This window comes from Vibrio sp. L5-1, from assembly GCF_021728315.1.
GTDB classification, from domain to species: Bacteria; Pseudomonadota; Gammaproteobacteria; order Enterobacterales; family Vibrionaceae; genus Vibrio; species Vibrio splendidus_K.
In genome coordinates, this window is the sequence record NZ_JAKKCQ010000007.1 from 21521 (window position 1) to 48490 (window position 26970).

Genomic DNA, 26970 nt, shown 5'->3' on the forward strand with positions numbered 1-26970 from the left:
TGCGACATTCCCTTCGTTGCACATGTTAAATCCCATTAACATCTACCTTTTATATCCCTTTGATATCATTCTACTATTTTAGATTATTACGTGGTTAATCGCGTTTACGCATGATAATTAACCATGAACTTGACCTTAAACACAATTAGCTATACGTTGTAAAGCTGGTGAAAATAAAACCAATCGGTTTTGTTAACACAACCAATAACGTTTTAACTAGCTAAAGACAAACTATAAGCTTATAAAAAATAACAAGTATATGAATAGTTAGTCATTTACTGTCTGGATGACAGAGAAGCAAAAGGGAGAATTGCAATGGCTCTATATGATCCTAGTCTTGAAAAAGACAACTGTGGATTTGGTTTAATAGCGCAAATGGAAGGCCAACCGAGTCATAAGTTGGTACGAACTGCTATTTCAGCCCTCGATCGCATGACACACCGTGGTGGTATTGCTGCGGATGGTAAAACAGGAGATGGCTGTGGCTTATTGCTACAGAAGCCAGACTCTTATCTCAGAATTATTGCAGAAGAGAATAACTTCAAGCTCGGCAAGCAATACGCTGTCGGCATGATTTTCTTCAGCCAAGACCCAATCAAAGCGCAATCCGCGCAAGACATCGTCAATAAAGAACTCGCTCAAGAAACGTTAACCGTTGCAGGTTGGCGTGTCGTGCCGACCAACACCGATGTTTTAGGCCCAATCGCCAAAGATTCCGTTCCTAATATTCAGCAAGTGTTTATCTCAGCACCTGCGGGGTGGCGTGAACGCGATATTGAACGACGCCTTTACATCGCTCGTCGTCGAATTGAAAAGCAGATCACCGAAGACAAAGATTTCTATATTTGTAGCCTTTCGACACAAGTCATGGTTTACAAAGGTCTGTGTATGCCGGCCGATCTTCCGCGATTTTACCTCGATCTTGCTGACTTACGTATGGAATCGGCGATATGCCTGTTCCACCAGCGCTTCTCTACCAATACTCAGCCGCGTTGGCCACTGGCTCAGCCATTCCGCTATTTGGCGCACAATGGTGAGATCAATACCATCGAAGGTAACCGTCAGTGGGCTAAAGCTCGTGCCTATAAATTCTCTTCACCACTGCTGCCCGATTTACAAACGGCCGCACCCTTTGTGAATGAGACAGGCTCAGATTCATCAAGCCTAGATAACATGCTCGACCTGTTCCTTGCCGGTGGTATGGATGTATTCCGAGCGATGCGTATGCTCGTGCCGCCCGCTTGGCAAAACCACCCAGACATGGATCCCGATCTGCGTGCATTCTACGACTTCAACTCCAAGCACATGGAACCGTGGGATGGCCCTGCAGGTATCGTCCTTTCTGATGGTCGTTACGCTGCGTGTAACCTAGATAGAAACGGCTTACGCCCTGCGCGTTATGTGATTACCAAAGACAACCTGATCACGCTGGCCTCTGAAGTGGGCATCTGGAATTACGCGCCAGACGAAGTGGCAGAGAAAGGGCGTGTCGGCCCGGGTGAACTACTCGTCATAGATACGCGCCGCGGTAAACTGTGGCAATCTAACGAGATCGACAATGACCTTAAAGGTCGCCACCCTTATAAAGAGTGGATGGAAAAGAACGTTCACAAACTCACACCGTTTCCCGATCTGCCCGATGAGCAAGTCGGTAAGCGCAGCTTTGACGATGACACGCTCAAGACCTACCAAAAACAGTTTGCGATGAGCAACGAAGAGTCGGACCAAGTACTGCGTGTGCTTGGTGATATGGGACAAGAGGCAGTAGGCTCGATGGGCGATGATACGCCGATGGCTGTACTGTCTTCGAAAGAGCGTCTCGTCACTGACTATTTCCGTCAAATGTTTGCACAGGTCACCAACCCACCGATTGATCCACTGCGTGAAAAGCATGTTATGTCTTTGGCGACCAGTATCGGCCAAGAGATGAACGTGTTCTGCGAAACCGACGGTCACGCCTACCGTGTGACATTTAATTCGCCCGTACTGGTCTACTCTGACATGCAGCAACTTCTGCAGTTAAATCAAAAACACTATGGCCACGCGATTCTTAGCATGCACTATGATCCTGCTGATAAAGATCTCGAACAAGCCATTAATGACTTGTGTGATCGTGCGGTGCAAGAGGTCCGTAATGGTGCTGTTTTGATTGTACTTTCAGACAAGCACTTAGAGAAAGGCAAGCTCCCGGTTCCAGCAGCGATGGCTGTCGGTGCGGTGCAAACCAGACTTGCTGACAACAACCTGCGTTGTGATGCTAACATCGTGGTTGAGACTGCAACCGCACGTGACCCGCACCAATTTGCAGTTCTGCTTGGCTTCGGTGCAACCGCAGTTTATCCATATCTCGCTTATGAAGCATTGGGCAAAATGTTGGACGACGGTTCATTAAATAAAGACTATCGCACTGCATTGCAAAATTACCAAAACGGCATCAACAAAGGTCTGTATAAGATCATGTCGAAAATGGGTATATCGACGATTGCTTCTTATCGCTGCTCGCAGTTATTTGAGGCGGTCGGTTTGCATACCGATGTCGTTGACTTGTGTTTCCGAGGTGTAACGACTCGTATCCAAGGCGCTAGCTTTAGCGACTTCCAACAAGATATCTATAACCTATCTCGTAAAGCATGGACTAAACGTAAACCACTGGAACATGGTGGCTTGCTCAAATACGTACATGGCGGTGAATACCACGCCTACAACCCAGACGTAGTCAGTACCTTACAAACAGCCGTAAAGACAGGCGAAACATCAGATTATCAATCTTTTGCGAAGCAAGTTAATGCTCGTCCTGCTGCTATGCTGCGCGACTTAATGAGCCTCAAAAAAGCCGATCAACCTCTGCCACTAGAACAAGTCGAGCCGAGTAGCGATCTCTTTAAGCGCTTCGACTCTGCAGCGATGTCGATTGGTGCCTTAAGCCCTGAAGCTCATGAAGCACTGGCCATGGCGATGAATCGATTAGGAGGCTACTCCAACTCTGGTGAAGGTGGTGAAGATCCACGACGCTTTGGTACTGATCGTAACTCTCGAATCAAGCAGATAGCTTCCGGTCGTTTTGGTGTGACGCCACATTACTTAACCAATGCGGATGTTTTGCAAATCAAAGTCGCACAAGGTGCGAAGCCGGGCGAAGGTGGCCAACTGCCAGGGCATAAAGTCACCGCAGAAATCGCAAAACTGAGATACTCAGTTCAAGGGGTAACACTGATCTCCCCTCCTCCGCACCACGATATTTATTCTATCGAGGATCTGGCGCAGCTTATTTTCGACCTTAAGCAAGTGAACCCTAAAGCCTTGGTTTCAGTGAAGTTAGTATCGGAACCGGGTGTAGGCACCATTGCTACTGGTGTGGCGAAAGCCTATGCCGACCTGATTACTATTTCTGGCTACGACGGTGGTACCGCGGCAAGTCCATTGACCTCGGTAAAATACGCAGGTTGCCCTTGGGAGCTTGGCTTAGCGGAAACTCAACAAGCACTGGTGGCCAATGGCTTACGCCATAAGATCCGCTTGCAAGTCGATGGTGGTTTAAAAACCGGACTCGATGTTATCAAAGGTGCGATTCTCGGTGCTGAAAGCTTTGGCTTTGGTACTGCGCCAATGGTCGCGATGGGTTGTAAGTTCTTACGAATTTGTCACCTAAACAACTGTGCAACGGGTGTTGCGACTCAAGATGAAACACTACGCCGTGAATACTTCAAAGGCCTGCCAGACATGGTGGTGAACTACTTTACCGGCCTAGCCGACGAAGTTCGCCAGTACCTTGCAGAACTTGGCGTAGAAAAACTTACTGACCTGATTGGCCGTACTGATTTGCTTGAAGCCGTTCAAGGTCTCACGGCGAAGCAGAGTAAGTTGGATCTTTCATCGATATTGGAAGCTCCGGTATCTACTGAAGGTCATCCACTGTTTTGGACCGAGCCAAACGCACCATTTGATAAAGCGCAACTCAACCAACAGATCCTTGATGATGCCATTGATGCGATTGAGAAACGTCAATCCACCAGCCTTTACTACAACGTAATCAACACCGATCGCTCGATTGGCGCTCGTATCTCTGGCGAAATTGCCAAACGTTACGGGAACCAAGGTATGGCGGGGTCACCAATTAAGTTGTATCTCGATGGCACAGCAGGTCAATCCTTTGCGGTTTGGAACGCTGGCGGCGTTGAGCTGTATCTGACGGGTGATGCCAATGACTATGTCGGCAAAGGCATGGCGGGCGGTAAGGTGGTTATCAAACCTCACCAAGGCACTGCATTTGTTTGTAACGAAGCGACCATCATAGGTAACACTTGTTTGTATGGTGCGACCGGAGGCAAGCTATTTGCAGCAGGTACTGCAGGCGAACGATTTGGCGTGCGTAACTCAGGTACCGTTGCGGTGATTGAAGGTGCAGGTGACAATGCTTGTGAATACATGACCGGTGGTATTGTTGCCATTCTTGGCGCAACCGGAGTGAACTTCGGCGCAGGTATGACAGGTGGTTTTGCTTATGTGATGGACAAGAATGACGACTTCCAAGGCCGTGTAAACAACGAATCGGTCGAAGCACTTTCTCTGTCTGATCTATTTATCCACCAAGAACATCTACGCGGCCTGATTGCGGAGCACTTAGAAGAGACTGGCTCAGTACACGCTGAAGCTATTCTGGCGAACTTTGATGAATGGATTCCAAAGTTCTACCTAGTGAAGCCGAAGACGGCGGATCTCAACACCTTGCTCGGTCACCAAAGCCGCAGCTCTGCTGAACTTCGTGTTCAAGCGCAATAATTGGAAGGAGCCAATCATGAGCCAGAATGTATACCAATTTATTGATGTGAATCGCGTAGACCCAGCGAAGAAACCAATCAAGATACGTAAGATTGAGTTTGTAGAGATCTACGAACCTTTCACGAAGCAACAAGCTAAGGCACAGGCCGACCGCTGTTTAGACTGTGGTAACCCCTACTGTGAATGGAAGTGCCCAGTCCATAACTACATCCCTCAATGGCTCAAACTTGCCAATGAGGGACGCATTATCGAAGCGGCTGAACTGTCCCACCAAACCAACAGCTTGCCTGAGGTTTGCGGCCGAGTTTGTCCTCAAGATCGTCTATGTGAAGGCTCTTGTACCCTCAACGACGATTTCGGCGCAGTAACCATCGGCAACATTGAAAAATACATCAATGACAAAGCGTTTGAGATGGGCTGGAAACCAGACATGTCTCACGTTGAATGGACCGACAAAAAGGTCGCGATCATTGGCGCTGGCCCCGCAGGTCTTGCTGCAGCTGATATCTTAGTTCGAAACGGTGTGAAGGCCGTGGTATTTGACCGCTACCCGGAGATCGGTGGCCTACTAACGTTTGGTATCCCATCGTTCAAACTCGAGAAAGGCATCATGGAAAACCGTCGCCGTATCTTTAGTGGGATGGGCGTTGAATTTAAGATGAATACCGAAGTCGGTAAAGACGTTCAACTACAACAACTTGTCGATGACTATGATGCTGTTTTCTTAGGGGTCGGTACTTATAAAAACATGCGCGCTGGGTTAGACAACGAAGAAGCACCGGGCGTTTATGATGCTCTACCCTTCCTTGTTTCCAATACCTACAAGGTCATGGAGCTGGATAACCCAGCACCATTCATCGACATGAAGGGCAAAAAAGTGGTTGTGCTTGGTGGCGGTGATACCGCGATGGACTGTGTGCGAACGTCTATTCGCCAGCATGCAGCTAACGTTGTTTGTGCTTATCGCCGAGATGAAGCCAACATGCCAGGCTCTCGTCGCGAGGTGAAGAATGCGAAAGAAGAAGGCGTGAAGTTCATGTTCAACCTTCAGCCATTAGCTCTGGAAACCGATTCATCAGGCCATGTGACTGGCGTAAAAGTGGTGAAAACGGCGCTAGGTGAACCCGATGACGCAGGTCGTCGTCGCCCAGAACCCGTAGAAGGCAGTGAGCATGTTCTTGAAGCAGACGCAGTTATCATGGCATTTGGTTTCCAACCTCATGCGATGGAATGGCTAGAACCATTTGGTGTAGAGCTCGACCAATGGGGTCGCATCAAGGCTCCCGGTAAACAAGAATTTCAATACCAAACCACCAACAGTAAGATCTTTGCAGGTGGTGATGCGGTTCGAGGATCTGACTTAGTCGTGACCGCTATCGACGAAGGCCGTAAAGCAGCGGAAGGAATATTGGATTACCTAGAAGTGTGACGAATCTAAGGTTTCCTTTATTACTCAGTTCGTTACTATAAAAAAAGGATCCAGTTATGGATCCTTTTTTGAATTAGATACGTTTATCACAAGCATAACGAAAATACGTAAAACAAACTCAAACAAGCTAATACCTATAACTACAATTAAAACAACGCCATAGGAAACACTATGAAAAAAGCCGCTCTCCTTTCTCTATCTCTTTTGACCTTAACCGCTTGTAGCCAAGGAATCACGGACATGAAAGACAGAACTTCATCACCTTGTGGAGACAAACCAAACTGCGTATCAACTCAAGATGACCGTGAACAGCATACATTGGCCGCGTTTGAGTTATCAGATTCAGCAAACTTAGATGCCATTGAGCAGGTTGCGCTAACCTTACCGGGATCGAAAACCGCGAGTAAAACAGAAGATTACCTGCGTGTTGAATGCACTTCTCGCATCATGCGCTTTGTCGATGACTTAGAACTTAAGATCACTGATGGCAAACTGATCGTGCGTTCAGAGTCTCGTACTGGTCACTCTGATTTTGGCGTAAACCGAAAGCGTGCTGAACAACTTCGCACTAGCTTAAAAAGCGAAGGCCTGATCAAATAGATAAAAGAATACGCAGATAAATCGCTGCTATTCGGATGAGAAGTGCCTCTGGGCAGTCGCTCGACACTTCTTATCCATGCTACAATTTCGCTCTACCGTTTAAATATTATTTATTAAGAGACTACACATGAAAATCGGCATCATTGGCGCAATGGAGCAAGAAGTTGCGATCCTAAAGGCAGCAATTTCAGACATTACTGAAGTTAATAAAGGCGGTTGTACCTTTTTCTCTGGTCAGCTAAATGGTGTTGACGTTGTTTTGCTTCAATCAGGCATTGGTAAAGTAGCCGCTGCAGTGGGTACTTCAATCCTACTAAGCGAATACCAGCCAGACGTAGTACTAAACACGGGCTCTGCTGGCGGTTTTGATTCAACGCTAAACCTTGGCGATGTGGTTATCTCGACTGAAGTTCGTCACCACGATGCAGACGTTACGGCTTTCGGTTACGAAATCGGCCAAATGGCAGGTCAACCTGCAGCGTTCAAAGCTGATGACAAACTGATGGCTGTTGCAGAACAAGCACTCGCACAAATGGAAGGCAAACACGCCGTTCGTGGTCTTATCTGTACTGGCGACGCGTTTGTATGCACTGCAGAACGCCAAGCGTTCATCCGCAAGCACTTCCCATCTGTCGTTGCTGTAGAGATGGAAGCATCGGCTATCGCTCAAGCTTGTCACCAATTCCAAGTACCATTCGTGGTTGTTCGTGCAATCTCTGACGTTGCAGACAAAGAATCACCAATGAGTTTCGAAGAGTTCCTGCCACTAGCAGCACAAAGCTCTTCAGAAATGGTTATCAAAATGGTTGCCCTACTAAAGTAAGCGACTAGACATGCAAACACTGTTTGATCAGGTATTTGCAAATGGCGTGCTCCTTGTAATGTGGGGAGCACTGCTTTTTCATTTGATTTTACCTATTCCCCATGCCGCACACCCCACGACCTTATGGCATAAGTTTGCTGAGCTTTTAGCAAGCAAGGTTAATAACAACCAAAATTATTCCCAAAGCTTAATCTCGGGCACTTTAGCCTGGGGGTTAATGGTAGTACCGGCTCTGGTTATTCTATTGGCACTGCAACCACTGGTTTGGCAATCTCAACTGTTTGAATTAGCGCTGTTATTACTGGCGATTGATTGGCGCAATAATGAAAAGCTAGCAAATCAGCTGATCAAAGCGCTTGGACGAGAAGATAAAGCTGCTGCTCGTCAGTTACTGGCTCCGGTTGTAAATCGTCAAACCGAATCACTGTCATCACTTGGGCTTGGCAAAGCCGCTGCTGAAACCATCATCATGGGTTACGCTCGCAATGTGGTATGTGTTTTATTCTGGTACGCCATTGGTGGTGGAATTGCGGCTTTAATGTATCGCCTTGTAGTCGAGTTAGCTCGAGCTTGGTCGCCAAGTCGTAAGCAATTTTCTCCGTTCGGCTCAACGGCTATCAAGATAGTCGCTATTCTAGAATTCATACCGATGCGTCTGTTTGCTTTGATGATCGTATGTGGTGATAAAGCCACACACACATTTAAAATGATGTTGGTCCAAAGCTCATCTTGGCCACTACCAGGCCCGGCATGGTTAATCACCGCTGTAGGTAACAAGCTAGAGCTGTCATTGGGCGGCCCTGCGATTTACGACAATACCAAAGCCATTCGTGCAAAATTAGGCGGCAGAATCGCCCCATCAGCCCTGCATTTATCGCAGGTTCAGAAGCTATTATTTGGCCGCATCGCTATCTGGATATTTTTACAAAGCCTAATCTTACTATTTGTTCACCAAGGGATTTAGAGTGAAACCTTCAGCACTTGTTACAAGCCTTACTCTTTTGTCTTCCAGCTTATGGCTACCTTTATCATTTGCAGAAGAAACATCACTGACTCCAGAAAAAGTACAACCTGCTCAACGGGTGGTCAGCCTTGCTCCTCATGCTACTGAACTCGCGTACAGTGCTGGCTTAGGTGACAACCTTGTTGCGGTAAGTGAGCGGAGTGATTACCCACCACAAGCAGACCAGCTTGAAAAAGTGGCAAACTATCAAGGCATCAAGGTTGAGAAGATCATCGCACTGCAACCTGATTTGATTCTTGCGTGGCCAGCGGGAAACCCGCCCAGAGAACTCGCGAAACTAGAGCAATTTGGGTTTAATATTTACTACTCGAAAACTAAAAGCCTAGACAGCATTGCGACCAATATTGAACAACTCAGCCAATACTCAAGTGATCCGAGTATTGGGAAAAACAATGCCAAGCAATACAAAGAACAACTCAACGCATTGAGACTAAAATATAAAGATGCTGAGCCCGTAAACTACTTTTATCAGCTAAGTGAGAAGCCGATCATCACCGTCGCTCAAGGGCACTGGCCAAGTGAGGTGTTTGAATTTTGTGGCGGCCAGAATATTTTCGAAGACAGTGCTTCCCCTTATCCGCAAGTTGGTATTGAACAAGTTGTATTAAGGAAACCGCAAGTGATCTTCACTTCTCAGCATGCAATTGAGAATGGAACCATGTGGCAAACTTGGGAAGATGAGATCCCGGCAGTCGCTCAAAATCAGATTTGGTCACTCAACTCTGACTGGATTAATCGCCCGACGACAAGAACTTTGAAAGCGATCCAACAAGTATGCGATTTCTTCGATAGAGCTAGGCAAAATCACTAACTATTTGCTGCGTTTTTTCGTACAATTCGCCACCGACCTGTCCCTACAATTTTAACTATAAGAGCACCAGTATCATGGACTCCATGCTGCTTTATATTATCGATTTATTTGGCACTGCCATTTTTGCTGTCTCAGGCGTATTTGTCGCGGGCCGTCTTAAGATGGATCCCTTTGGTGTCGCCGTTTTAGGTAGCGTAACCGCGATTGGCGGCGGTACGATTCGTGACATGGCACTGGGTGCAACTCCCGTGTTTTGGATCACCGATACCACCTACCTTTGGGTCATCATCACCACCTGTTTGCTGACCATGATTATAGTAAGACGTCCAAAGCGTCTGGCTTGGTGGATCCTGCCAGTATGTGATGCGATCGGCTTAGCGGTATTTGTTGGCATTGGTGTTGAGAAAGCGCTGAATTATCAAGACTCGGCATTAGTGGCTATTATCATGGGTGTTATCACAGGCTGCGGTGGCGGTATTATCCGTGACGTGCTTGCCCGTGAAGTGCCAATGATCTTAAGAAGTGAAGTCTACGCCACGGCTTGTATCATTGGTGGTGCTTTCCATACCATGGCGATTCTCATGGGGCACGATTCAGAAACCGCATTTTTAGCCGGTGTGTTCACAACACTATTGATTAGGCTTGGCGCTATTCGCTGGCACTTGTCATTGCCTACCTTCGCTATCAAATAGATAGAACGATGACTTAGAGGCTCCGCAAAGGAGCCTTTTTTAATTCGCTTTCAAAGTACTTATCCCCTCTATTTCCATTATTCAAAGATCCCCTCCTTTCCTAACACTCTAGTTAGCTCATTAACTCATTCATCACTAGGTTAGTAATATAGCCTGTTTACTTATCCAGTTCACAGGCTATATTAATAAACAAATAACTTTATAAACTTATTTGTTTACTAACATTGGCAAAAGGGAGTTCAAGATGAGTATCAATAAAGTGGGCATTGTTTTCTTCTCTAAGAATGGAGCGACTAAGCAAGTCGCAGAGACAATCGCTGAAGGCATTAACACTCAACAATCTAACTCAGCACTGCTCATCGAGGTGCTCTCTTCTGAAATAGTCGAAGGAAGATATGACAATGACGATAAGCTCAGCGCATTAGACAATTGTGATGCGATTATCTTTGGCGCGCCAACCTACATGGGCTCACCAGCCGCTCAATTTAAGAGCTTCATGGATGCGAGCAGTGATAGCTACTGTAAGAAAGCGTGGCGAACTAAGCTCGCAGCAGGCTTTACCACTGGTGGTAGCCTTAACGGTGAACAACAGCAAACCCTACTGAGCTTTTTCACTCTGGCTTGTCAGCATGGCATGATTTGGGCCGGGCTTGATATCTCAAAGCATATTGATGATTTAGGTTTGAATCGCACAGGTTCAAGTATAGGTTTGGTCGCCAGTGATGATCAGACGGCTGAGAGCACCGATAATCACATCAATAGTAATGATCTTAAAACCGCTTTCTATTTTGGCCAACGCATCGCGAGTCTAGTTAAGAAAACCTAACGAGCTAATTTCCTAATTAACGAGCTAGCGTCAAAACCCCTAGCTTGTCTGATATCTATGTGCTCAGACTAGAGAATGAATGGCGTTTGAGGTAACTTGGTTTAATCATTCCCAACTTTCATGAATATAACTCAATGCTACTCGAAGGAATCGAAACTCTATTGGTTTTAAGTAAAGCAAAAACCATGAGCCGCACCGGCAGTTTGCTTTATATCAGCCAATCAGCGGTCAGCAAACGGATTGCTAATTTAGAGAAGAAGTTAGGCAAAAAACTCATAGAACCGAGTGGTCGACAGATCAAACTGACGCCAGATGCGATTGCATTAATCGAGAGTATCGGCCCTGCATTCAATGAGCTTCGTGGTCTTATTTATGAACAGCAAGAGTTGGAAGATACCACTCTCATCACTTTAGATAGCTCTAAGTCGCTGATCGCGGGTTATCTAGGTGAGATGATGGGCCAATTTATCCAGCAAGATAAATACATCACTATTACCACGAACCATACCCCAAGAATCATAGAGCGAGTACAATCTGGCAAAGCGACCTTAGGGTTGTGTGCTGGTTTACTGCCACCGCATCATGGGTTGATGACATTCCACCTGTTTGATGAGCCTTTTTACATAGTGAGTAAGTCGCCGTTAACGGAGCTTCCTCCAATGGTCATCACTAACGACATGACCAATCCGGCAAACTCATATCAGTTATCTGTGCTTGAAAAGTTCGGCATCAAACCCTTGATGGAGATGGATGCCTACACCGCAGCAGCCCAGTTAGCACTGGGTGGGACAGGGCCAGCGTTGATCCCGCTATCTATCGTAAAAACACTCAATATTGAGCCTCAATACCTGTTTAGTTTTGCCGAATTGAAGGGATTGATTCGACCGATTCATATCTGTGTAAGGCCGAACAGCTATCAGTCTCCACGAGTTAAAATACTGATAGAATCCATTGTTGATGCTGTTCCCAAAGCAGTTTAGACGCCATTAACATAGACATCACGATCACAAGGGGGCGAATCCATTTCTGCCCTTTTGTCACCACGACTTTAGCGCCAAGCTGAGCGCCCATAAAGCCACCAACCGCCATCACTAAGCCTAATTCCCAAATTGGCAAACCAGCCAAAATAAAGAAGATTAAAGCTGCGATATTCGAAGTGAAATTAAGAACCTTAGTACGTGCCGTTGCGTCCACTAAAGAGAAATGGCCGATAGCGACAAAACAGACGGTGAAAATAGAACCCGTTCCTGGGCCAAAGAAGCCATCATAGAAACCAACACCGCCACCAATACACAAAGCAAACACGGCTTCAGACATCTTTTGCTTACCTTCAGACGCTCTAGTTTGGGGTGCTAATAGGAAATAGAGAGAGATGGCGATAAGCAGTAAGGGGATCATGCTCGTCAATAAGCTCGCATCAATATGCTGCACTAACTCAGCACCAATCGCAGAACCGATAAAGGTACAGAGAATGGCAAGACGCATTTCTTTTATGTTCACGATACCATTGCGTACGAAATACCAACTAGCGGAGAAGCTGCCAAAAGAACTTTGAAGTTTGTTGGTTGCCAGTGCCTGCGTTGGTGGTACTCCAGCCGCTAGCAATGCTGGTAGAGTCAATAATCCACCGCCGCCAGCCATTGCATCAATAAAGCCTGCCGCCGTTGCAACTACAAACAAGATAGCCAATATTTCTAGAGTGATTTCCATATACCCAACGCCTTAAATTTTCGTGTAGCGACAACTTACCACCGTGAGCAAACAATCAACAACGAAACACAAGATTGTAACCTATTCCAAATTTTCATCATTTAGCCATTACCAGATTTTCACCAGATGACAGGCATAAAAAAGCCCACTCCGAAGAGTGGGCTTTGAGCATTTATATCCGCTTAACAGCGATACACGTTAGTCAATTAAGCTAGAGAAGCTTTAACCTGTGCGTGCAGTTCTTGAACTGAAGTTACTGACGTTTTCGCGTCTGCAGTGTGCGCCATACAAGTCGCAAATGCAGCATTTAGCGTCGTCGTGTAGTTCACTTTCTCAGCCAATGCGCCACGACGAAGAACTTTAGAATCTTCAATCGCTTGACGGCCAGCCGCAGTGTTCACGATGTACGTGTACTCATTGTTCTTGATACGGTCAAGAATATGAGGACGACCTTCGTGTACCTTGTTTACTAGACGTGGGTTGATACCCGCTTCGCCAAGGATAACTGCAGTACCGTGTGTTGCGTCTAGCTGGTAGCCAAGCTTAGATAGCTTAGATGCTAGGTCAACAACACGCTCTTTGTCGCCTTCGCGAACAGAAAGAAGTGCACGGCCGCCTTCTGGGTAGATGTTGCCACAACCCAATTCAGCTTTAGAGTATGCTTCAGCAAACGTTGCACCAACACCCATAACTTCACCAGTAGAGCGCATTTCTGGGCCTAATAGTGGGTCAACACCAGGGAATTTGTTGAACGGAAGAACAACTTCTTTCACTGAGTAGTATGGTGGGATGATTTCTTTCGTAAAGCCTTGAGACTCTAGCGATTGACCCGCCATAACACGAGCTGCAATCTTAGCGACTGCTGCGCCTGTTGCTTTCGATACGAACGGTACTGTACGTGCTGCACGAGGGTTAACCTCGATTAGGTACACTTCGTTGTTCTTAACAGCAAACTGCGTATTCATTAGACCACGAACACCCAACTCGAACGCTAGCTTTTCAACTTGCTCACGCATTACGTCTTGGATTTCTTGGCTTAGCGTGTAAGCAGGAAGAGAACATGCTGAGTCACCTGAGTGAACACCCGCTTGTTCGATATGCTCCATGATACCCGCAATAACAACGCGCTCACCGTCACAAATCGCATCAACGTCGACTTCAATTGCATCATCTAGGAAGCTATCAAGCAGTACTGGAGATTCGTTTGAAACACTTACTGCTTCGTTGAAGTAGCGACGTAAGTCTTGCTCGTCGTATACGATTTCCATCGCACGACCACCAAGAACATAAGAAGGACGAACAACCAATGGGAAGCCGATTTCGCGAGATTTCTCTACCGCTTGCTCCATTGTTGTTACTGTCGCGTTTTCTGGTTGTAGAAGACCAAGACGGTCAACAGCAACTTGGAAACGCTCACGGTCTTCTGCACGGTCGATTGCGTCTGGGCTAGTACCAATGATTGGTACGCCAGCAGCTTCAAGCTCACGAGCCAGTTTCAGTGGTGTTTGGCCACCGTACTGAACGATAACGCCTTTTGGCTTCTCAACACGAACGATTGCTAGTACGTCTTCCAGAGTTACTGGTTCAAAATACAGACGGTCAGACGTATCGTAGTCAGTCGAAACTGTCTCAGGGTTACAGTTAACCATGATTGTTTCGTAGCCATCTTCACGTAGTGCTAAAGATGCGTGTACACAACAGTAATCGAATTCAATACCTTGGCCGATACGGTTTGGACCGCCGCCTAAGATCATGATTTTCTCTTTGTCTGTTGGGTTCGATTCACATTCGTCATCGTAAGATGAGTACATGTAAGCCGTATCAGAAGAGAACTCAGCCGCACACGTATCTACGCGCTTGTAGACTGGGTGAATATCGTATTGGTCACGTAGGCGACGAATTTCACTTTCAGCCACACCTAGAATCTTAGACAGGCGAGCATCAGCAAAACCTTTACGCTTAAGCTTCATTAGCTCGTCTTTATTCAGACCAGCAAAGCCTTTCGCTTTAAGTTCTTGCTCTAGTTTTACGATGTCTTCGATTTGAACTAGGAACCAGCGGTCAATTTGCGTTAGGTTGAATACACCATCAACTGACATACCAGCACGGAAAGCGTCTGCGATGTACCAAATACGGTCAGAACCAGCTTCTTTAAGCTCATGACGAATCGTCGTTAGAGCATCAGGTGCGTCTAGGTCGACCATTTCGTCGAAACCAGTTGCGCCAACTTCTAGACCGCGAAGTGCTTTCTGTAGAGATTCTTGTTGGTTACGGCCGATAGCCATAACTTCACCAACCGACTTCATTTGAGTCGTTAGACGGTCGTTAGCACCTGCAAACTTCTCGAAGTTAAAACGAGGAATCTTAGTTACTACGTAGTCGATTGTTGGTTCGAATGATGCTGGCGTTGCGCCGCCAGTGATGTCATTCATTAGCTCGTCTAGCGTAAAGCCAACAGCCAGTTTCGCTGCAATCTTAGCGATTGGGAAACCTGTTGCTTTAGAAGCAAGTGCAGAAGAACGAGATACACGTGGATTCATCTCGATGATAACCATACGGCCATCTTTCGGGTTGATACCAAACTGTACGTTTGAACCACCTGTTTCAACACCAATCTCACGCAGTACTGCTAGAGATGCGTTACGCATTAGTTGGTATTCTTTGTCTGTTAGCGTTTGAGCCGGAGCCACTGTGATCGAGTCACCAGTGTGAATACCCATTGGGTCAAAGTTTTCAATCGCACATACGATGATACAGTTGTCGTTCTTGTCGCGAACCACTTCCATTTCGTACTCTTTCCAACCGATAAGTGATTCATCGATAAGAAGTTCGTTGGTTGGAGATAGGTCCAAACCACGACGACAGATTTCTTCAAATTCTTCTTTGTTATAAGCGATACCACCGCCTGTACCACCCATCGTAAACGATGGACGAATGATACAAGGGAAACCAACCATTTCTTGAACTTTGTAAGCTTCTTCCATCGTTTTCGCTGTATCAGCCGTTGGGCACTCAAGACCAATCGATTTCATTGCTTTATCAAAACGAGAGCGGTCTTCAGCTTTATCGATAGCGTCAGCAGTTGCGCCAATCATCTCTACGCCGAACTCTTCAAGTACGCCGTATTTTTCTAAATCTAACGCACAGTTAAGTGCAGTTTGGCCGCCCATTGTAGGTAGAACTGCATCTGGCTTCTCTTTAGCGATGATGTTACGAACCACTTCCCATTGGATAGGTTCGATGTAAGTCGCATCAGCCATGTCTGGGTCAGTCATGATTGTCGCTGGGTTCGAGTTTACAAGAATAACTCGGTAACCTTCTTCGCGAAGTGCTTTACAAGCTTGAGCACCAGAGTAATCAAACTCACATGCTTGACCGATAACAATCGGACCAGCACCTAGAATTAGAACACTTTTAATGTCAGTACGTTTTGGCATTATCTACTACTCCGGATTACGCTTTGTCTTGTTTATTTGCAACAGACTGGTTAATTAATTCAATGAAGTGGTCGAATAGCGGTGCCGCATCTTCTGGACCTGGGCTTGCTTCTGGGTGACCTTGGAAGCTAAATGCTGGCTTATCTGTACGGTGGATACCTTGTAGAGAACCATCAAATAGAGACTTATGAGTCGCTCGTAATGTCTCTGGAAGCGTATCTTCGTCAGCAGCAAAGCCATGGTTTTGTGAAGTAATCATCACAACATCACGATCTAAATCTTTAACCGGGTGGTTTGCACCGTGGTGACCAAACTTCATCTTCACTGTCTTAGCGCCTGACGCAAGAGCAAGAATCTGGTGACCTAGACAGATACCAAAGATTGGTAAACCTTTTTCTAGGAACACTTTTGTTGCTTCAATTGCGTAAGTACATGGTTCTGGGTCACCAGGGCCATTTGAAAGGAAAACACCGTCTGGGTTCAGAGCGAGTACTTCTTCTGCTGAAGTTTCAGCAGGAACAACCGTTAGGCGGCAGCCGCGGTCAACAAGCATTCGTAAGATGTTTCGTTTTGCACCGAAGTCATAAGCAACAACGTGGTATGGCAATTCAGAGTCTGCTTTCGCTTCAGGAAGTCCACCCGTAAGCGTCCACGAACCTTGTTTCCATTGATACGCTTCTTTTGTTGTAACTTCTTTCGCAAGGTCCATACCTTTCAGGCCAGGGAATTCTTTTGCTTTAGCTAGAGCCAAAGCTTCATCTAAATTGTTACCCGCTACGATACAACCGTTCTGTGCGCCTTTTTCACGAAGAATACGCGTCAGCTTACGAGTATCGATATCAGCGATACCAACAACGTTTTGCGACTTAAGGTAATCAGAAAGGGATTGTTCATTACGGAAGTTAGAAGCGATTAGAGGGAGATCGCGAATCACAAGGCCTTGAGCATGGATTGAAGAAGATTCTTCGTCTTCGGAATTGGTTCCGGTATTGCCAATGTGAGGGTAAGTAAGGGTAACGATTTGTTGAGAATAGGAAGGATCAGTGAGGATTTCTTGGTACCCCGTCATCGAGGTATTAAAAACGACTTCACCAACTGCAGAACCTACAGCGCCAATGGCTTCACCGTGAAATACTGTCCCATCTTCTAGGACGAGTAGTGCTGACTTCTTCAAGACAACCTCCAGAAATAAAAATGCATTAAAATTGATTTAATTTGCAAATCTACCTTCCTGTAACACCAAAAACTGCGTGTTTATGGAAATTAGACAAATTGGCGATATTCTAGTGATCTGCGTGATACGTGTCAACATTTAACGAGAAAGAAATTAAACATTTGTAAGAACTAATTCAATTTCCCCCATCAAAGCTTCAAAAGTTCAACTTTTATACTCTATTAATAGGAATATTACGATTTTCTAATTTTAACCCGTCATTTTAGCTAACCATAGAGTGCCAAAAATATCAGCAACAAAACGCAATCGATAAATACCAAGAGAAAACATAGTAATTTAAAGACCTAAAACAAAAAACACACTAAAGACCGCATAAATAGCACAAAAATAGAGAAAAAATGGCGATAAAAAGAAAGTAGAAGGAAGATCGTAGAAGAGAGATTATTAAGGAAAAGCCACCAAATAAAGAAAGCGCCGGCAATTGCCAGCGCATAAATATCTATTTAAAGGTCATTCAAACCAAGGACATCCGTCATGGTATAAAAGCCTGCTGGCTTGTCATTTAGCCAAACAGCCGCCTTGATCGCACCATTGGCAAAGGTCATTCTATCCGTTGCTTTATGGGTAATTTCAACGCGCTCGCCAATATCAGCAAACATAGCGGTATGCTCACCAATGATGTCACCGGCACGAATGGTCGCAAAACCGATCTCATCTTTTGTACGCTCACCCGTAATGCCTTCGCGCGACCATACAGCGACATCGTTTAGCTCGTTGCCCATCGCTCCGGCTATCGCTTCGCCCATGCCAATCGCAGTACCAGAAGGCGCATCGACTTTATGACGGTGGTGAGCCTCTACGATTTCAACATCACAGTAATCGCCCATCACTTTAGCGGCCTTTTCTAGCAGCTTAAATACTAGGTTCACACCAACGCTGTAGTTTGGTGCCATTACAATAGACATCTCTTTTGATGCTGCATCGATGACCTGTTTCTCTTCTTCAGAGAAACCTGTCGTACCGATAATTAGCTTCTTTCCGTGACGTTTACAAAGTTCAATATTCGCTAATGTGCTCACAGGTGCGGTAAAGTCGACGATCACGTCAAACTCTTCAATCGCTTTCGAAAGGTCATCGACTAGAGCTACATCAAAACGGCCTTCACCGCATAACTCGCCAACATCAACACCGACCAAAGATGACTCTGGGCGCTCTGAACCAGCGCCAACGCTTGCTTCTGAATTTTGGTGAGCGGCTTTCACCAAGTTACGACCCATACGGCCAGCTGCTCCTGCAATTGCAATTCTTACCACTGCGAATATCTCCATTGTTTTGGTTACCGTCACTGCTCATCTGTCGCAGCAACGTTCATTCGATTAATCTCTTTAAACTAACAACAATCTCAAACTCAGGCTAGCAATTACGAAAACTCTTTTATTACTCGCTCTAAAATGGGCAAATTCGCTTCAGGGAATGCGTATTGGCTCAATGATTCAAGATCGACCCATTCACCTTGTTGCCCTTCTTTACCATAAGGCTGTTGCTCGAAATCAGTCACAAGAATGAAATCAAACTTAAGCGACTTGTCACTGTAATCAAATTCAAGGTGCTCAAACAGAGACTGCTCTGTCACCTTGATGCCAATCTCTTCATCAAGTTCACGAGCCATCGCTTGCTCAATGGTTTCGCCCGCTTCTACTTTACCACCAGGGAATTCCCAGAAACCGCCTTTGTGCTTGTCGTCTGGGCGTTTAGTGATAAAGACCTGTGATTTATCTTGGTTGAAGATAATGCCCGCGACAATATGGATTCTTTTCATATGATGATGTTCCTTAATAAAACGCTTCGCTCAAGCTGCCCCTGAATACGTCATTCTCCAGAGGAGTAACGACTGAGTTGGGAAGCTCATACAACAACCTTAAGCCAAACTATCAAACAAGATTCCCTACTGCGCTCGTTCCTCGCTATAGGGAATGACGACTTTCCTTTCGACAAAAAGATAAGTCATGAAATTTACATACAAAAAGAGCCGCCTAAGCGACTCTTTTTAATAGCAGTAAGTTTTTATGAAGCTAAGTTGTAACGTGGTGAGTGCAAGGAGGAGGCGCGGAGCTTACGTTAGTAAGTGAATACCGTTAGTAAGTGAGCACGTCCGACACTGCAATCATCCGTTACAGCGACGATTCACCAAACTTAGTCAATTTTGCCGTGACACTGCTTATACTTTTTACCACTTCCACATGGGCATGGTTCGTTACGACCCACTTTACGCTCATCGCGTACTACCGTTTGTGGAGATACTGCATCAGTTTCATCGCCGCCTAGCTGGTTTTCAGCCGTTGCGTGTTGTGCCTGTGCACGACGCGCCGCTTGTTCAGCTTGAGCTTGACGCTGAGCTTCCATCTTTTCAACTTCTTCTTGTTGCTGAACGCGAACTTTAGAAAGGATGGTCACAACGTCTGTTTTCAGTACATCTAGTAGGCCTTCAAACAGTTCAAACGACTCGCGCTTGTACTCTTGTTTCGGGTTCTTCTGAGCATAACCACGCAAGTGGATACCTTGACGAAGGTGATCCATCGCAGCCAAGTGCTCTTTCCAAAGACCGTCTAGCGTTTGTAGCATCACAGACTTCTCGAAGTTACGCAGTACTTGAGCACCAACCACTTCTTCTTTCTGTTTGTACGAATCTACCGCCATACCAAGAATACGCTCACGCAATGCTTCTTCATAAAGCTTGTCGTCTTCGTCTAACCAACCTTGAATATCAAAGTCTAGGTCGAAGTCATTCTTCAGACGATCTTGCAGACCCGCGATATCCCACATGTCTTCAAGAGATTGAGGAGCGATGTATTCATCAATGACTGACGCAAGTACATCTTCACGGTTGTGTTCGATCATCTCGCTGATGTCATCAGAACTCATCAGTTCATCACGTAGCTCATAAACAACCTTACGTTGGTCATTGGCTACATCATCGTACTCAAGAAGCTGCTTACGGATGTCGAAGTTACGACCTTCCACTTTACGTTGAGCTTTTTCAATTGAGCGAGATAACATCTTAGATTCAATCGCTTCGCCTTCGTCCATACCACTTTGGATAAGACCAGCCATACGATCAGACGTAAAGATACGTAGCAGAGAATCTTCCATTGATAGGTAGAAACGAGAAGAACCTGCATCACCTTGACGACCAGAACGACCACGTAGCTGGTTATCGATACGGCGAGATTCATGACGCTCAGTACCAATGATGTGCAGACCACCTGACTCAAGAACTGTATCGTGGACAACTCTCCAGTCAGCTTTGATCTTGTCGATCTGCTCTTTCGTTGGATTATCTAGCTTCTCAATTTGTGCCTGCCAGCTACCACCTAACACGATATCGGTACCACGACCTGCCATGTTAGTTGCGATAGTTACCGCACTCGGCATACCAGCTTGCGCAACGATCTCAGCTTCCATCTCGTGGAACTTAGCATTTAGTACGTTGTGCTTAATTTTTGCTTTTTTCAGTGCGTTAGACAGCAGTTCAGATTTCTCGATAGAAACCGTACCAACCAGTGATGGCTGACCAGCCGCAACACGGTCTTTGATGTCTTCAATGATCGCATTGAACTTGTCTTCTTCAGTACGATAAACCACATCTGGCATATCGTTACGAACCATAGGCTTGTTGGTTGGGATAACCACCGTTTCTAGGCCGTAGATAGACTGGAATTCGAAAGCTTCAGTATCAGCAGTACCTGTCATGCCTGACAGTTTTTCGTACAATCGGAAGAAGTTCTGGAATGTAATCGATGCTAGCGTTTGGTTTTCATTTTGAATCTTCACACCTTCTTTAGCTTCAACAGCTTGGTGTAAACCTTCAGACCAACGACGACCTGGCATAGTACGACCAGTATGTTCATCAACGATAACCACTTCGCCTTCTTCAGTAACGATGTAGTCGACGTTTTTCTCAAACAATACGTGTGCACGAAGCGCAGCATTCACATGGTGCAATAGGCTGATATTGGTTGGAGAGTAAAGTGTGTCACCCTCTTCCATCAAGCCGTTTTTGACCATTAGTTCTTCTACAAATTCTTGACCGTTTTCAGTCAGGTGAACCTGTTTTGATTTTTCGTCCATGGTGTAGTGACCTTCACCACGGTACTCTTCTGAATCTTCTTTATCTTGACGCTCTAGAGAAGGAATTAGAGTGTTAATGCGCGTATAAAGGTCAGAACTATCTTCAGCTGGGCCAGAGATAATTAACGGAGTACGAGCTTCATCAATTAAGATTGAGTCAACCTCATCGACTACAGCGAAGAAGCGCTCACGTTGAACTCGGTCTTCAGCACGGAAAGCCATGTTGTCACGAAGGTAATCAAAACCAAACTCGTTGTTTGTTCCGTATAGGATGTCAGCTTGGTACGCTTCTTTTTTCTCTGGCGGAGCCATGTTTGCCACATTCACGCCAACAGTCATGCCAAGGAATTCAAATAATGGACGGTTTGTTTCCGCATCACGCTTCGCTAGGTAATCGTTCACCGTTATTACGTGAACACCTTTGCTTGGTAGCGCGTTTAGATAAGCTGGTAGGGTTGCGGTAAGTGTCTTACCTTCACCAGTACGCATCTCTGCAATTTGGCCAGCATTTAGAACCATGCCACCAATCATTTGCACGTCAAAGTGACGCATGCCGTAAACACGCTTAGACGCTTCACGTACCGTAGCGAAAGCTTCAGGTAGAAGTTGATCTAACGATTCACCTTTATCTAAGCGCTCACGAAACTCAACCGTTTTTGCTTTTAGCTCTTCATCAGAAAGTGCTTCAAACGTTGGTTCGTAGTTATTAATTTCTTTTACAATTTTTCTAAGGCGGCGCAGTGTTCTGTCATTGCGACTGCCAATTACCTTTGTCAGCAGCTTAGTAATCATGTGCTTGGAATCTCTTCGTTCTCAGATCGTCCGCGATCTATTTTAAATGCCGTCAGTCTCTACTAGCTATGAACTAGTCTTCAGTTACTAACCAAGGATACTGAGATAAATCTAGTATCTTTGATATTGTACTTGAGAGTAGAGTTTTCAAGGCTTGAGTTAAAATTAATGCCCTTTAGTGTAAGTAATTTTCACACTAACGACCATTTAGAACACCATTTGTTTGATGTGCTTGGAACTTTTCTTTCTAATTGCTGATGGATTAAGCAGACAGCAGCCCATTAGCCAGCAATTTCCGGAGGTTAACGACACTGTATCTGGAAAATAGATACAAAAAAACCAGGCCAATGGCCTGGTTTTTGAAATCTTATATTGTTGTAAACAACAATTACGCTAGAACCATACCCGGTTCTGCGAAAGCAACTGGAGAGCCAGCTTCTTCTTCGAATGTTGCCCACTCCCAAGCTTCTGCGTCAGCAAGAACTGCACGTAAAAGTTGGTTATTTAGGCCGTGACCTGATTTGTATGCACGGAACTCACCAATAATAGCGTGTCCACACATGTAAAGGTCACCAATCGCATCCAATACTTTATGAGTTACAAACTCATTGTCGAAACGAAGGCCTTCTTCATTAAGAATTCGGTATTCGTCCAGTACGATAGCATTATCAAAGCTACCGCCAAGTACTAGGTTTTGAGACTGAAGGTACTCAATATCGCGCATGAAACCGAAAGTACGAGCGCGAGAAATCTGCTTCACAAAACCTTGTGATGAGAAATCAAACAACAAACGTTGCTCATCGGATTCAATTGCAGGGTGGTTAAAGTCGATCTCAAAGTCCATACGGAAGCCGTTAAATGGAACAAACTCTGCCCACTTATCGCCATCTTCAAAACGGATAGGCTTTTTGATTCGAATAAAACGTTTCGCTGCATTCAGTGTTTCTACACCCGCTTGCTGTAGCAAGTATACGAATGGGCTTGCGCTACCATCCATAATTGGAATTTCTGGAGCATCGACTTCAACAATAATGTTGTCGATACCCATTCCAGCTAGAGCTGCGTTAAGGTGTTCCACTGTAGAGATACGTATGCCTTCGTCATTAACAAGAGCAGTACATAACATAGTGTCACGAACTGATGCTGGATCAGCTGGGAAATCTACAGGTGGATTGACATCTGTACGACGATAAACAATACCTGTATTTGCAGCTGCCGGGCGAAGAGTAAGTGTGACTTTACGACCAGAGTGGAGACCCACACCAGTTGTTTTCACAATTTCTTTCAGAGTACGTTGTCTGATCATCTGCTTGCCTCGTTATCAGTGCTACAAATCACGGTCAGTATTTACCAACCGCGAATTTTACCATTAATTCGACGATAGTCAAATTTTGGGTATTTGTTAATCAGCCTGACGTCGTAAAAATGCTGGAATATCTAAATATCCGCTCTCTTTCTCAGCTTTAGGTGCTGCACTCTGGCTAGCGCCTGTACCCGAAGAAACAGGTGACGTTGTTGGCTGTGGTTTAACTTGAGGTTTTACCTCAGTTTTTTCCTGCAATGGTTGTGCCACTTTCTCTTCCACTTTTGCTGCTGTTTGAACAGCAACTTGAGGTTGAGGCGTTGGCGCTACTTTTGCTTTACCACCAGCAACTAGAGTAATGTCTGGTTTTTTCTCTGTGCCGATACCTGTTGCAACAACAGTTACACGGATTTCATCCGTCATATCAGGGTCTAGAGAGGTACCAATAACAACCGTTGCGTTATCAGAAGCGAATGCCTTAACTGTATTACCCACAGTCTCGAATTCATCTAAACGCATATCTAGGCCTGCAGTGATGTTCACAAGAACGCCACGCGCGCCAGCTAGGTCGATGTCTTCTAGTAATGGGCTAGAAATTGCCGTTTCAGCAGCTTCTTCAGCACGGTCTTCACCTTTTGCGATACCGCTACCCATCATTGCATGACCCATTTCCGACATCACAGTGCGAACATCCGCGAAATCGACGTTAATCATACCAGGGCGAGTAATTAGCTCAGCGATACCTTGTACAGCGTTTTTAAGTACATCATTTGCACTTGCGAAAGCTTCTAGCAGTGTTACGCCACGGCCAAGTACTTTAAGTAGCTTTTCATTTGGAATCGTAATTAAAGAATCCACATGTTTAGAAAGCTCTTCGATACCTTGCTCAGCAAACGCTAAACGCTTTTTGCCTTCAAAGCTAAATGGCTTAGTTACAACAGCAACCGTTAGCACACCCAGCTCTTTCGCAACTTCAGCAATAACTGGAGCAGCACCTGTACCTGTACCACCGCCCATACCAGCTGCGATAAATACCATATCGGCGCCAGTTAGAACTTCTTTAATTCTTTCTCGATCTTCGAGAGCTGCATCACGGCCTACTTGTGGATTTGCACCAGCGCCCAAACCTTTAGTGATATCACCACCAATTTGGATCACGCTGCTCACGCTCGTTTTACGAAGGGCTTGTGCATCAGTATTAACACTGATGAACTCTACGCCTTCGATCGATTCACGTACCATGTGCTCAACAGCATTACCGCCACCGCCACCAACTCCAACGACTTTAATTACTGCATCGTCAGACATTTCCATCATCGGTTCAAACATGTGTTATCTCCGTTTTTTCCTGCAACTCAGGTTAAAACTCTTTTTGTATCCAATTACGCAATTTACCAAACAAGCCTGACATAGAAGGTGCTGAACGCTTAGGTTCGCTGTAATCACCCTCATCACTTATCTGACAATCTCTTGCGTAATGAAGTAAACCAACCGCCGTAGAATGATACGGCTCTTTAACATAGTCAGTTAAGCCGCTAACTTCTAACGGCTTACCAACTCGAACTTGATTGCGGAAAACACGTTCCGCACACTCTACCAATCCGTCAATTTGTGCCGCTCCACCAGTGAGAACGACGCCAGCTGCAAGGTGGTGTTTAATACCTTCATCTCGTAGCTGTAATTGAACCGTATCAATAGTTTGGTTAACGAGACCCATAAGTTCAGTGTAACGTGGTTCAATCACTTCCGACAAAGTTTGTCTTTGCAAACTTCTCGATGGACGGCCACCTACACTAGGGACGTTAACAGAATCATCCTTGCTTACGAGTTCACTCAGAGCGCAACCGTGGTTTACTTTTATCTCTTCAGCATCGCTCACTGGCGTGCCGAAAGCGAAGGCAATATCACTGGTTACTGCATTTCCTGCGTAGGAAAAGACTTCTGTGTGTCGCAATGCGCCGCCAGTCCAAATGGAAATATCCATCGTACCAGCACCAATATCAACAACACATACTCCAAGCTCTCTCTCGTCGTCAGTAATTACCGCATTGCTTGAGGCAAGTCCTGAAAACACGATTTGTTCTACAGTGAGACCACATCGTTCAACAGCTTTAATAATGTTTCTCGCCATGTCGCTGTGGCAAGAAATTAGATGAACACTGACTTCCATTCGAACACCAGATAAACCAAGTGGATTCTTGATCCCCTCTTGATAATCGATGGTAAATTCTTGTGGAATCACGTGCAGAATTCTCTGCTCATCACCTATTTTAATTGATTTCGCGGTATGGATCGCTCGATCCATATCGTCTTGAGACACCTCTTCATCAGAAATAGTGCCCATGCCTTTTTCAATTCGGCTTGCGATATGTTTGCCCGATAGCGAGATAAACACATTGCTGATTTGGCATTCCGCCATCAACTCTGCTTGATCAATGGCTCGCTGAACTGACTTCACTACCGACTCTAGGTCGTTTACACCACCTTTATCCATACCTCTGGATGGGCTTTGCCCTGAACCAATGATATTGATTTGACCATCAGGCAATATTTCACCAACTAGAGCTGATATGGTCGCAGTGCCTATATCAAGACCAACGATTATGTTGTCATCTGCGGTCTTAGTCATCTGTGCTCTCTTCTAACTCTTGCTCTGGAAACCAGCCTACAGCGGCTCCCGTATCATACCTGAGGTCGATGTAGCTCACTTGATTCGCTTTACTACCAAGTTCGTTGTAAAGCGAAATGAAGCGTTCAACACGCTCATCTAAAGAATCTTTACCTAGTTCTAAACGGATACCGTTATCTAGGATTATTTGCCAAGCGCGACGCTCATTGAGAACGAGCGAGGTAACGGTTAACCCTAGATTGTTAATCAAAGGAGTTATTTGTCGCCACTTTTCTATCACTTTTTGGCTGGTGCCGTCTGGGCCGTAAAGCTTGACTCTATCGCCCTTCAAAAGACCGATATCACCATTAAACACCTGACCATTATCATTCAACAGCATGTTACCGTTCCAGATTGCTGCTGCATGATACTCAGTCAAAAATACTTTTATTGTGTCTGGCCACTGCTTACGAATTGACACCACTGAAACCCAAGGTAACGCTTCTAAACTGTCTTGCAACACACCGATGTCTTGCGACATGAACGTTCCAATATGCTCTAGCTCACCAAAGGCATGTTGAACATCACCAGCAGTTACGTAAGTTAAGTCGCCTTGAAGTACTATTTTGGAGAGAGGCAATCGCTGATCGTCCCACATCCAAGTCAGTGTGGTATAGAAAAGAAATCCAATGAATAGCAGTACCATGACAAAAAAAGACCCGCCTACAGCGTGTTTCTTTAGCGATGGTAAACTGAATAGGTGGCGGTTTTCGCTAAAAGTACTTTCTACCAAAGCCCGCATTCCCTGTCGTTGGTTCGCAATTCTATTCCCTA

General features: G+C 45.5%; 19 protein-coding genes. 9 read left to right on the forward strand and 10 right to left on the reverse strand.

Translation table 11 applies throughout. The annotated features are described in order from the left end of the window. Positions 1-315 precede the first annotated feature (315 nt). From gltB to L3V35_RS20300, 9 genes are all read left to right on the forward strand, one after another. The gene (gene gltB / locus L3V35_RS20260) at positions 316-4779 is read left to right on the forward strand and encodes a glutamate synthase large subunit (RefSeq protein ID WP_171314935.1); all 4464 of its coding nucleotides are present in this window, start codon (positions 316-318) and stop codon (positions 4777-4779) included. A gap of 16 nt (positions 4780-4795) precedes the next feature. Then, entirely contained in the window at positions 4796-6208 is a 1413-nt protein-coding gene (locus L3V35_RS20265; protein ID WP_171314933.1) for an FAD-dependent oxidoreductase, read from the forward strand. 171 nt (positions 6209-6379) lie between these two features. Next, a complete protein-coding gene (locus L3V35_RS20270; RefSeq protein ID WP_054547811.1) occupies positions 6380-6808 on the forward strand; it encodes a DUF1499 domain-containing protein in 429 nt (142 codons plus the stop codon). A 127-nt stretch (positions 6809-6935) separates the two neighbouring features. Continuing rightward, positions 6936-7631 carry a 5'-methylthioadenosine/S-adenosylhomocysteine nucleosidase gene (gene mtnN, locus L3V35_RS20275; RefSeq protein WP_017072837.1) on the forward strand — a complete coding sequence of 232 codons (696 nt, stop codon included), beginning with the start codon at positions 6936-6938 and terminating at the stop codon, positions 7629-7631. 10 nt (positions 7632-7641) lie between these two features. Continuing rightward, positions 7642-8595 (forward strand): cobalamin biosynthesis family protein, encoded by a 954-nt coding sequence (locus L3V35_RS20280; protein ID WP_237300548.1) that lies wholly within the window; start codon positions 7642-7644, stop codon positions 8593-8595. A gap of 1 nt (position 8596) precedes the next feature. Then, positions 8597-9466: a vitamin B12 ABC transporter substrate-binding protein BtuF gene (gene btuF, locus L3V35_RS20285; protein WP_017080248.1), complete on the forward strand. Its 870-nt coding sequence runs from the start codon at positions 8597-8599 to the stop codon at positions 9464-9466. A 74-nt stretch (positions 9467-9540) separates the two neighbouring features. Further along, positions 9541-10158, forward strand: coding sequence for a TRIC cation channel family protein (locus L3V35_RS20290; RefSeq protein WP_004734978.1), 618 nt, complete (start codon positions 9541-9543; stop codon positions 10156-10158). A gap of 244 nt (positions 10159-10402) precedes the next feature. After that, the gene (locus L3V35_RS20295) at positions 10403-10984 is read left to right on the forward strand and encodes a flavodoxin family protein (RefSeq protein WP_237300549.1); all 582 of its coding nucleotides are present in this window, start codon (positions 10403-10405) and stop codon (positions 10982-10984) included. 134 nt (positions 10985-11118) lie between these two features. Then, the gene (locus L3V35_RS20300) at positions 11119-11964 is read left to right on the forward strand and encodes a LysR family transcriptional regulator (protein WP_017080246.1); all 846 of its coding nucleotides are present in this window, start codon (positions 11119-11121) and stop codon (positions 11962-11964) included. Here L3V35_RS20300 and L3V35_RS20305 read toward each other — a convergent pair. The 10 genes from L3V35_RS20305 to L3V35_RS20350 form a co-directional block, all read right to left on the reverse strand. Continuing rightward, positions 11915-12694, reverse strand: coding sequence for a TSUP family transporter (locus L3V35_RS20305; RefSeq protein WP_017080245.1), 780 nt, complete (start codon positions 12692-12694; stop codon positions 11915-11917). The two genes, L3V35_RS20300 and L3V35_RS20305, sit on opposite strands and share 50 nt — an antisense overlap. Before the next feature lie 206 nt (positions 12695-12900). Next, positions 12901-16131 carry a carbamoyl-phosphate synthase large subunit gene (gene carB / locus L3V35_RS20310; protein WP_017077692.1) on the reverse strand — a complete coding sequence of 1077 codons (3231 nt, stop codon included), beginning with the start codon at positions 16129-16131 and terminating at the stop codon, positions 12901-12903. 16 nt (positions 16132-16147) lie between these two features. Continuing rightward, positions 16148-17305, reverse strand: a complete 1158-nt coding sequence (gene carA, locus L3V35_RS20315) for a glutamine-hydrolyzing carbamoyl-phosphate synthase small subunit (protein ID WP_017072829.1) — start codon at positions 17303-17305, stop codon at positions 16148-16150. 503 nt (positions 17306-17808) lie between these two features. Further along, complete coding sequence (dapB, locus tag L3V35_RS20320; protein WP_081009011.1) at positions 17809-18633, reverse strand: 4-hydroxy-tetrahydrodipicolinate reductase; 825 nt, start codon at positions 18631-18633, stop codon at positions 17809-17811. Between the two features lie 92 nt (positions 18634-18725). Beyond that, complete coding sequence (mutT, locus tag L3V35_RS20325) at positions 18726-19124, reverse strand: 8-oxo-dGTP diphosphatase MutT (RefSeq protein ID WP_061024525.1); 399 nt, start codon at positions 19122-19124, stop codon at positions 18726-18728. Positions 19125-19498: 374 nt separating this feature from the next. Beyond that, on the reverse strand, positions 19499-22225 hold the full coding sequence (gene secA, locus L3V35_RS20330; protein ID WP_171308558.1) for a preprotein translocase subunit SecA: 2727 nt from the start codon (positions 22223-22225) through the stop codon (positions 19499-19501). Between the two features lie 388 nt (positions 22226-22613). Next, positions 22614-23531 carry a UDP-3-O-acyl-N-acetylglucosamine deacetylase gene (gene lpxC, locus L3V35_RS20335; protein ID WP_017080243.1) on the reverse strand — a complete coding sequence of 306 codons (918 nt, stop codon included), beginning with the start codon at positions 23529-23531 and terminating at the stop codon, positions 22614-22616. 96 nt (positions 23532-23627) lie between these two features. Further along, on the reverse strand, positions 23628-24857 hold the full coding sequence (ftsZ, locus tag L3V35_RS20340; RefSeq protein ID WP_017084771.1) for a cell division protein FtsZ: 1230 nt from the start codon (positions 24855-24857) through the stop codon (positions 23628-23630). Between the two features lie 31 nt (positions 24858-24888). Continuing rightward, entirely contained in the window at positions 24889-26157 is a 1269-nt protein-coding gene (gene ftsA / locus L3V35_RS20345; protein ID WP_004729844.1) for a cell division protein FtsA, read from the reverse strand. Next, positions 26150-26929: a cell division protein FtsQ/DivIB gene (locus L3V35_RS20350; protein WP_017087509.1), complete on the reverse strand. Its 780-nt coding sequence runs from the start codon at positions 26927-26929 to the stop codon at positions 26150-26152. The genes ftsA and L3V35_RS20350 overlap by 8 nt, the downstream gene beginning before the upstream one ends. Between the last annotated feature and the right edge of the window lie 41 nt (positions 26930-26970).

Bases quoted from the DNA above. Each gene is read 5' to 3' on its own strand.
- gltB (WP_171314935.1), top strand. From the start codon at position 316: ATGGCTCTATATGATCCTAGTCTTGAAAAAGACAACTGTGGATTTGGT.
- L3V35_RS20265 (WP_171314933.1), top strand. From the start codon at position 4,796: ATGAGCCAGAATGTATACCAATTTATTGATGTGAATCGCGTAGACCCA.
- L3V35_RS20270 (WP_054547811.1), top strand. From the start codon at position 6,380: ATGAAAAAAGCCGCTCTCCTTTCTCTATCTCTTTTGACCTTAACCGCT.
- mtnN (WP_017072837.1), top strand. From the start codon at position 6,936: ATGAAAATCGGCATCATTGGCGCAATGGAGCAAGAAGTTGCGATCCTA.
- L3V35_RS20280 (WP_237300548.1), top strand. From the start codon at position 7,642: ATGCAAACACTGTTTGATCAGGTATTTGCAAATGGCGTGCTCCTTGTA.
- L3V35_RS20290 (WP_004734978.1), top strand. From the start codon at position 9,541: ATGGACTCCATGCTGCTTTATATTATCGATTTATTTGGCACTGCCATT.
- L3V35_RS20295 (WP_237300549.1), top strand. From the start codon at position 10,403: ATGAGTATCAATAAAGTGGGCATTGTTTTCTTCTCTAAGAATGGAGCG.
- L3V35_RS20300 (WP_017080246.1), top strand. From the start codon at position 11,119: ATGCTACTCGAAGGAATCGAAACTCTATTGGTTTTAAGTAAAGCAAAA.
- L3V35_RS20305 (WP_017080245.1), bottom strand. From the start codon at position 12,694: ATGGAAATCACTCTAGAAATATTGGCTATCTTGTTTGTAGTTGCAACG.
- carB (WP_017077692.1), bottom strand. From the start codon at position 16,131: ATGCCAAAACGTACTGACATTAAAAGTGTTCTAATTCTAGGTGCTGGT.
- dapB (WP_081009011.1), bottom strand. From the start codon at position 18,633: ATGGAGATATTCGCAGTGGTAAGAATTGCAATTGCAGGAGCAGCTGGC.
- mutT (WP_061024525.1), bottom strand. From the start codon at position 19,124: ATGAAAAGAATCCATATTGTCGCGGGCATTATCTTCAACCAAGATAAA.
- secA (WP_171308558.1), bottom strand. From the start codon at position 22,225: ATGATTACTAAGCTGCTGACAAAGGTAATTGGCAGTCGCAATGACAGA.
- lpxC (WP_017080243.1), bottom strand. From the start codon at position 23,531: ATGATCAGACAACGTACTCTGAAAGAAATTGTGAAAACAACTGGTGTG.
- ftsZ (WP_017084771.1), bottom strand. From the start codon at position 24,857: ATGTTTGAACCGATGATGGAAATGTCTGACGATGCAGTAATTAAAGTC.
- ftsA (WP_004729844.1), bottom strand. From the start codon at position 26,157: ATGACTAAGACCGCAGATGACAACATAATCGTTGGTCTTGATATAGGC.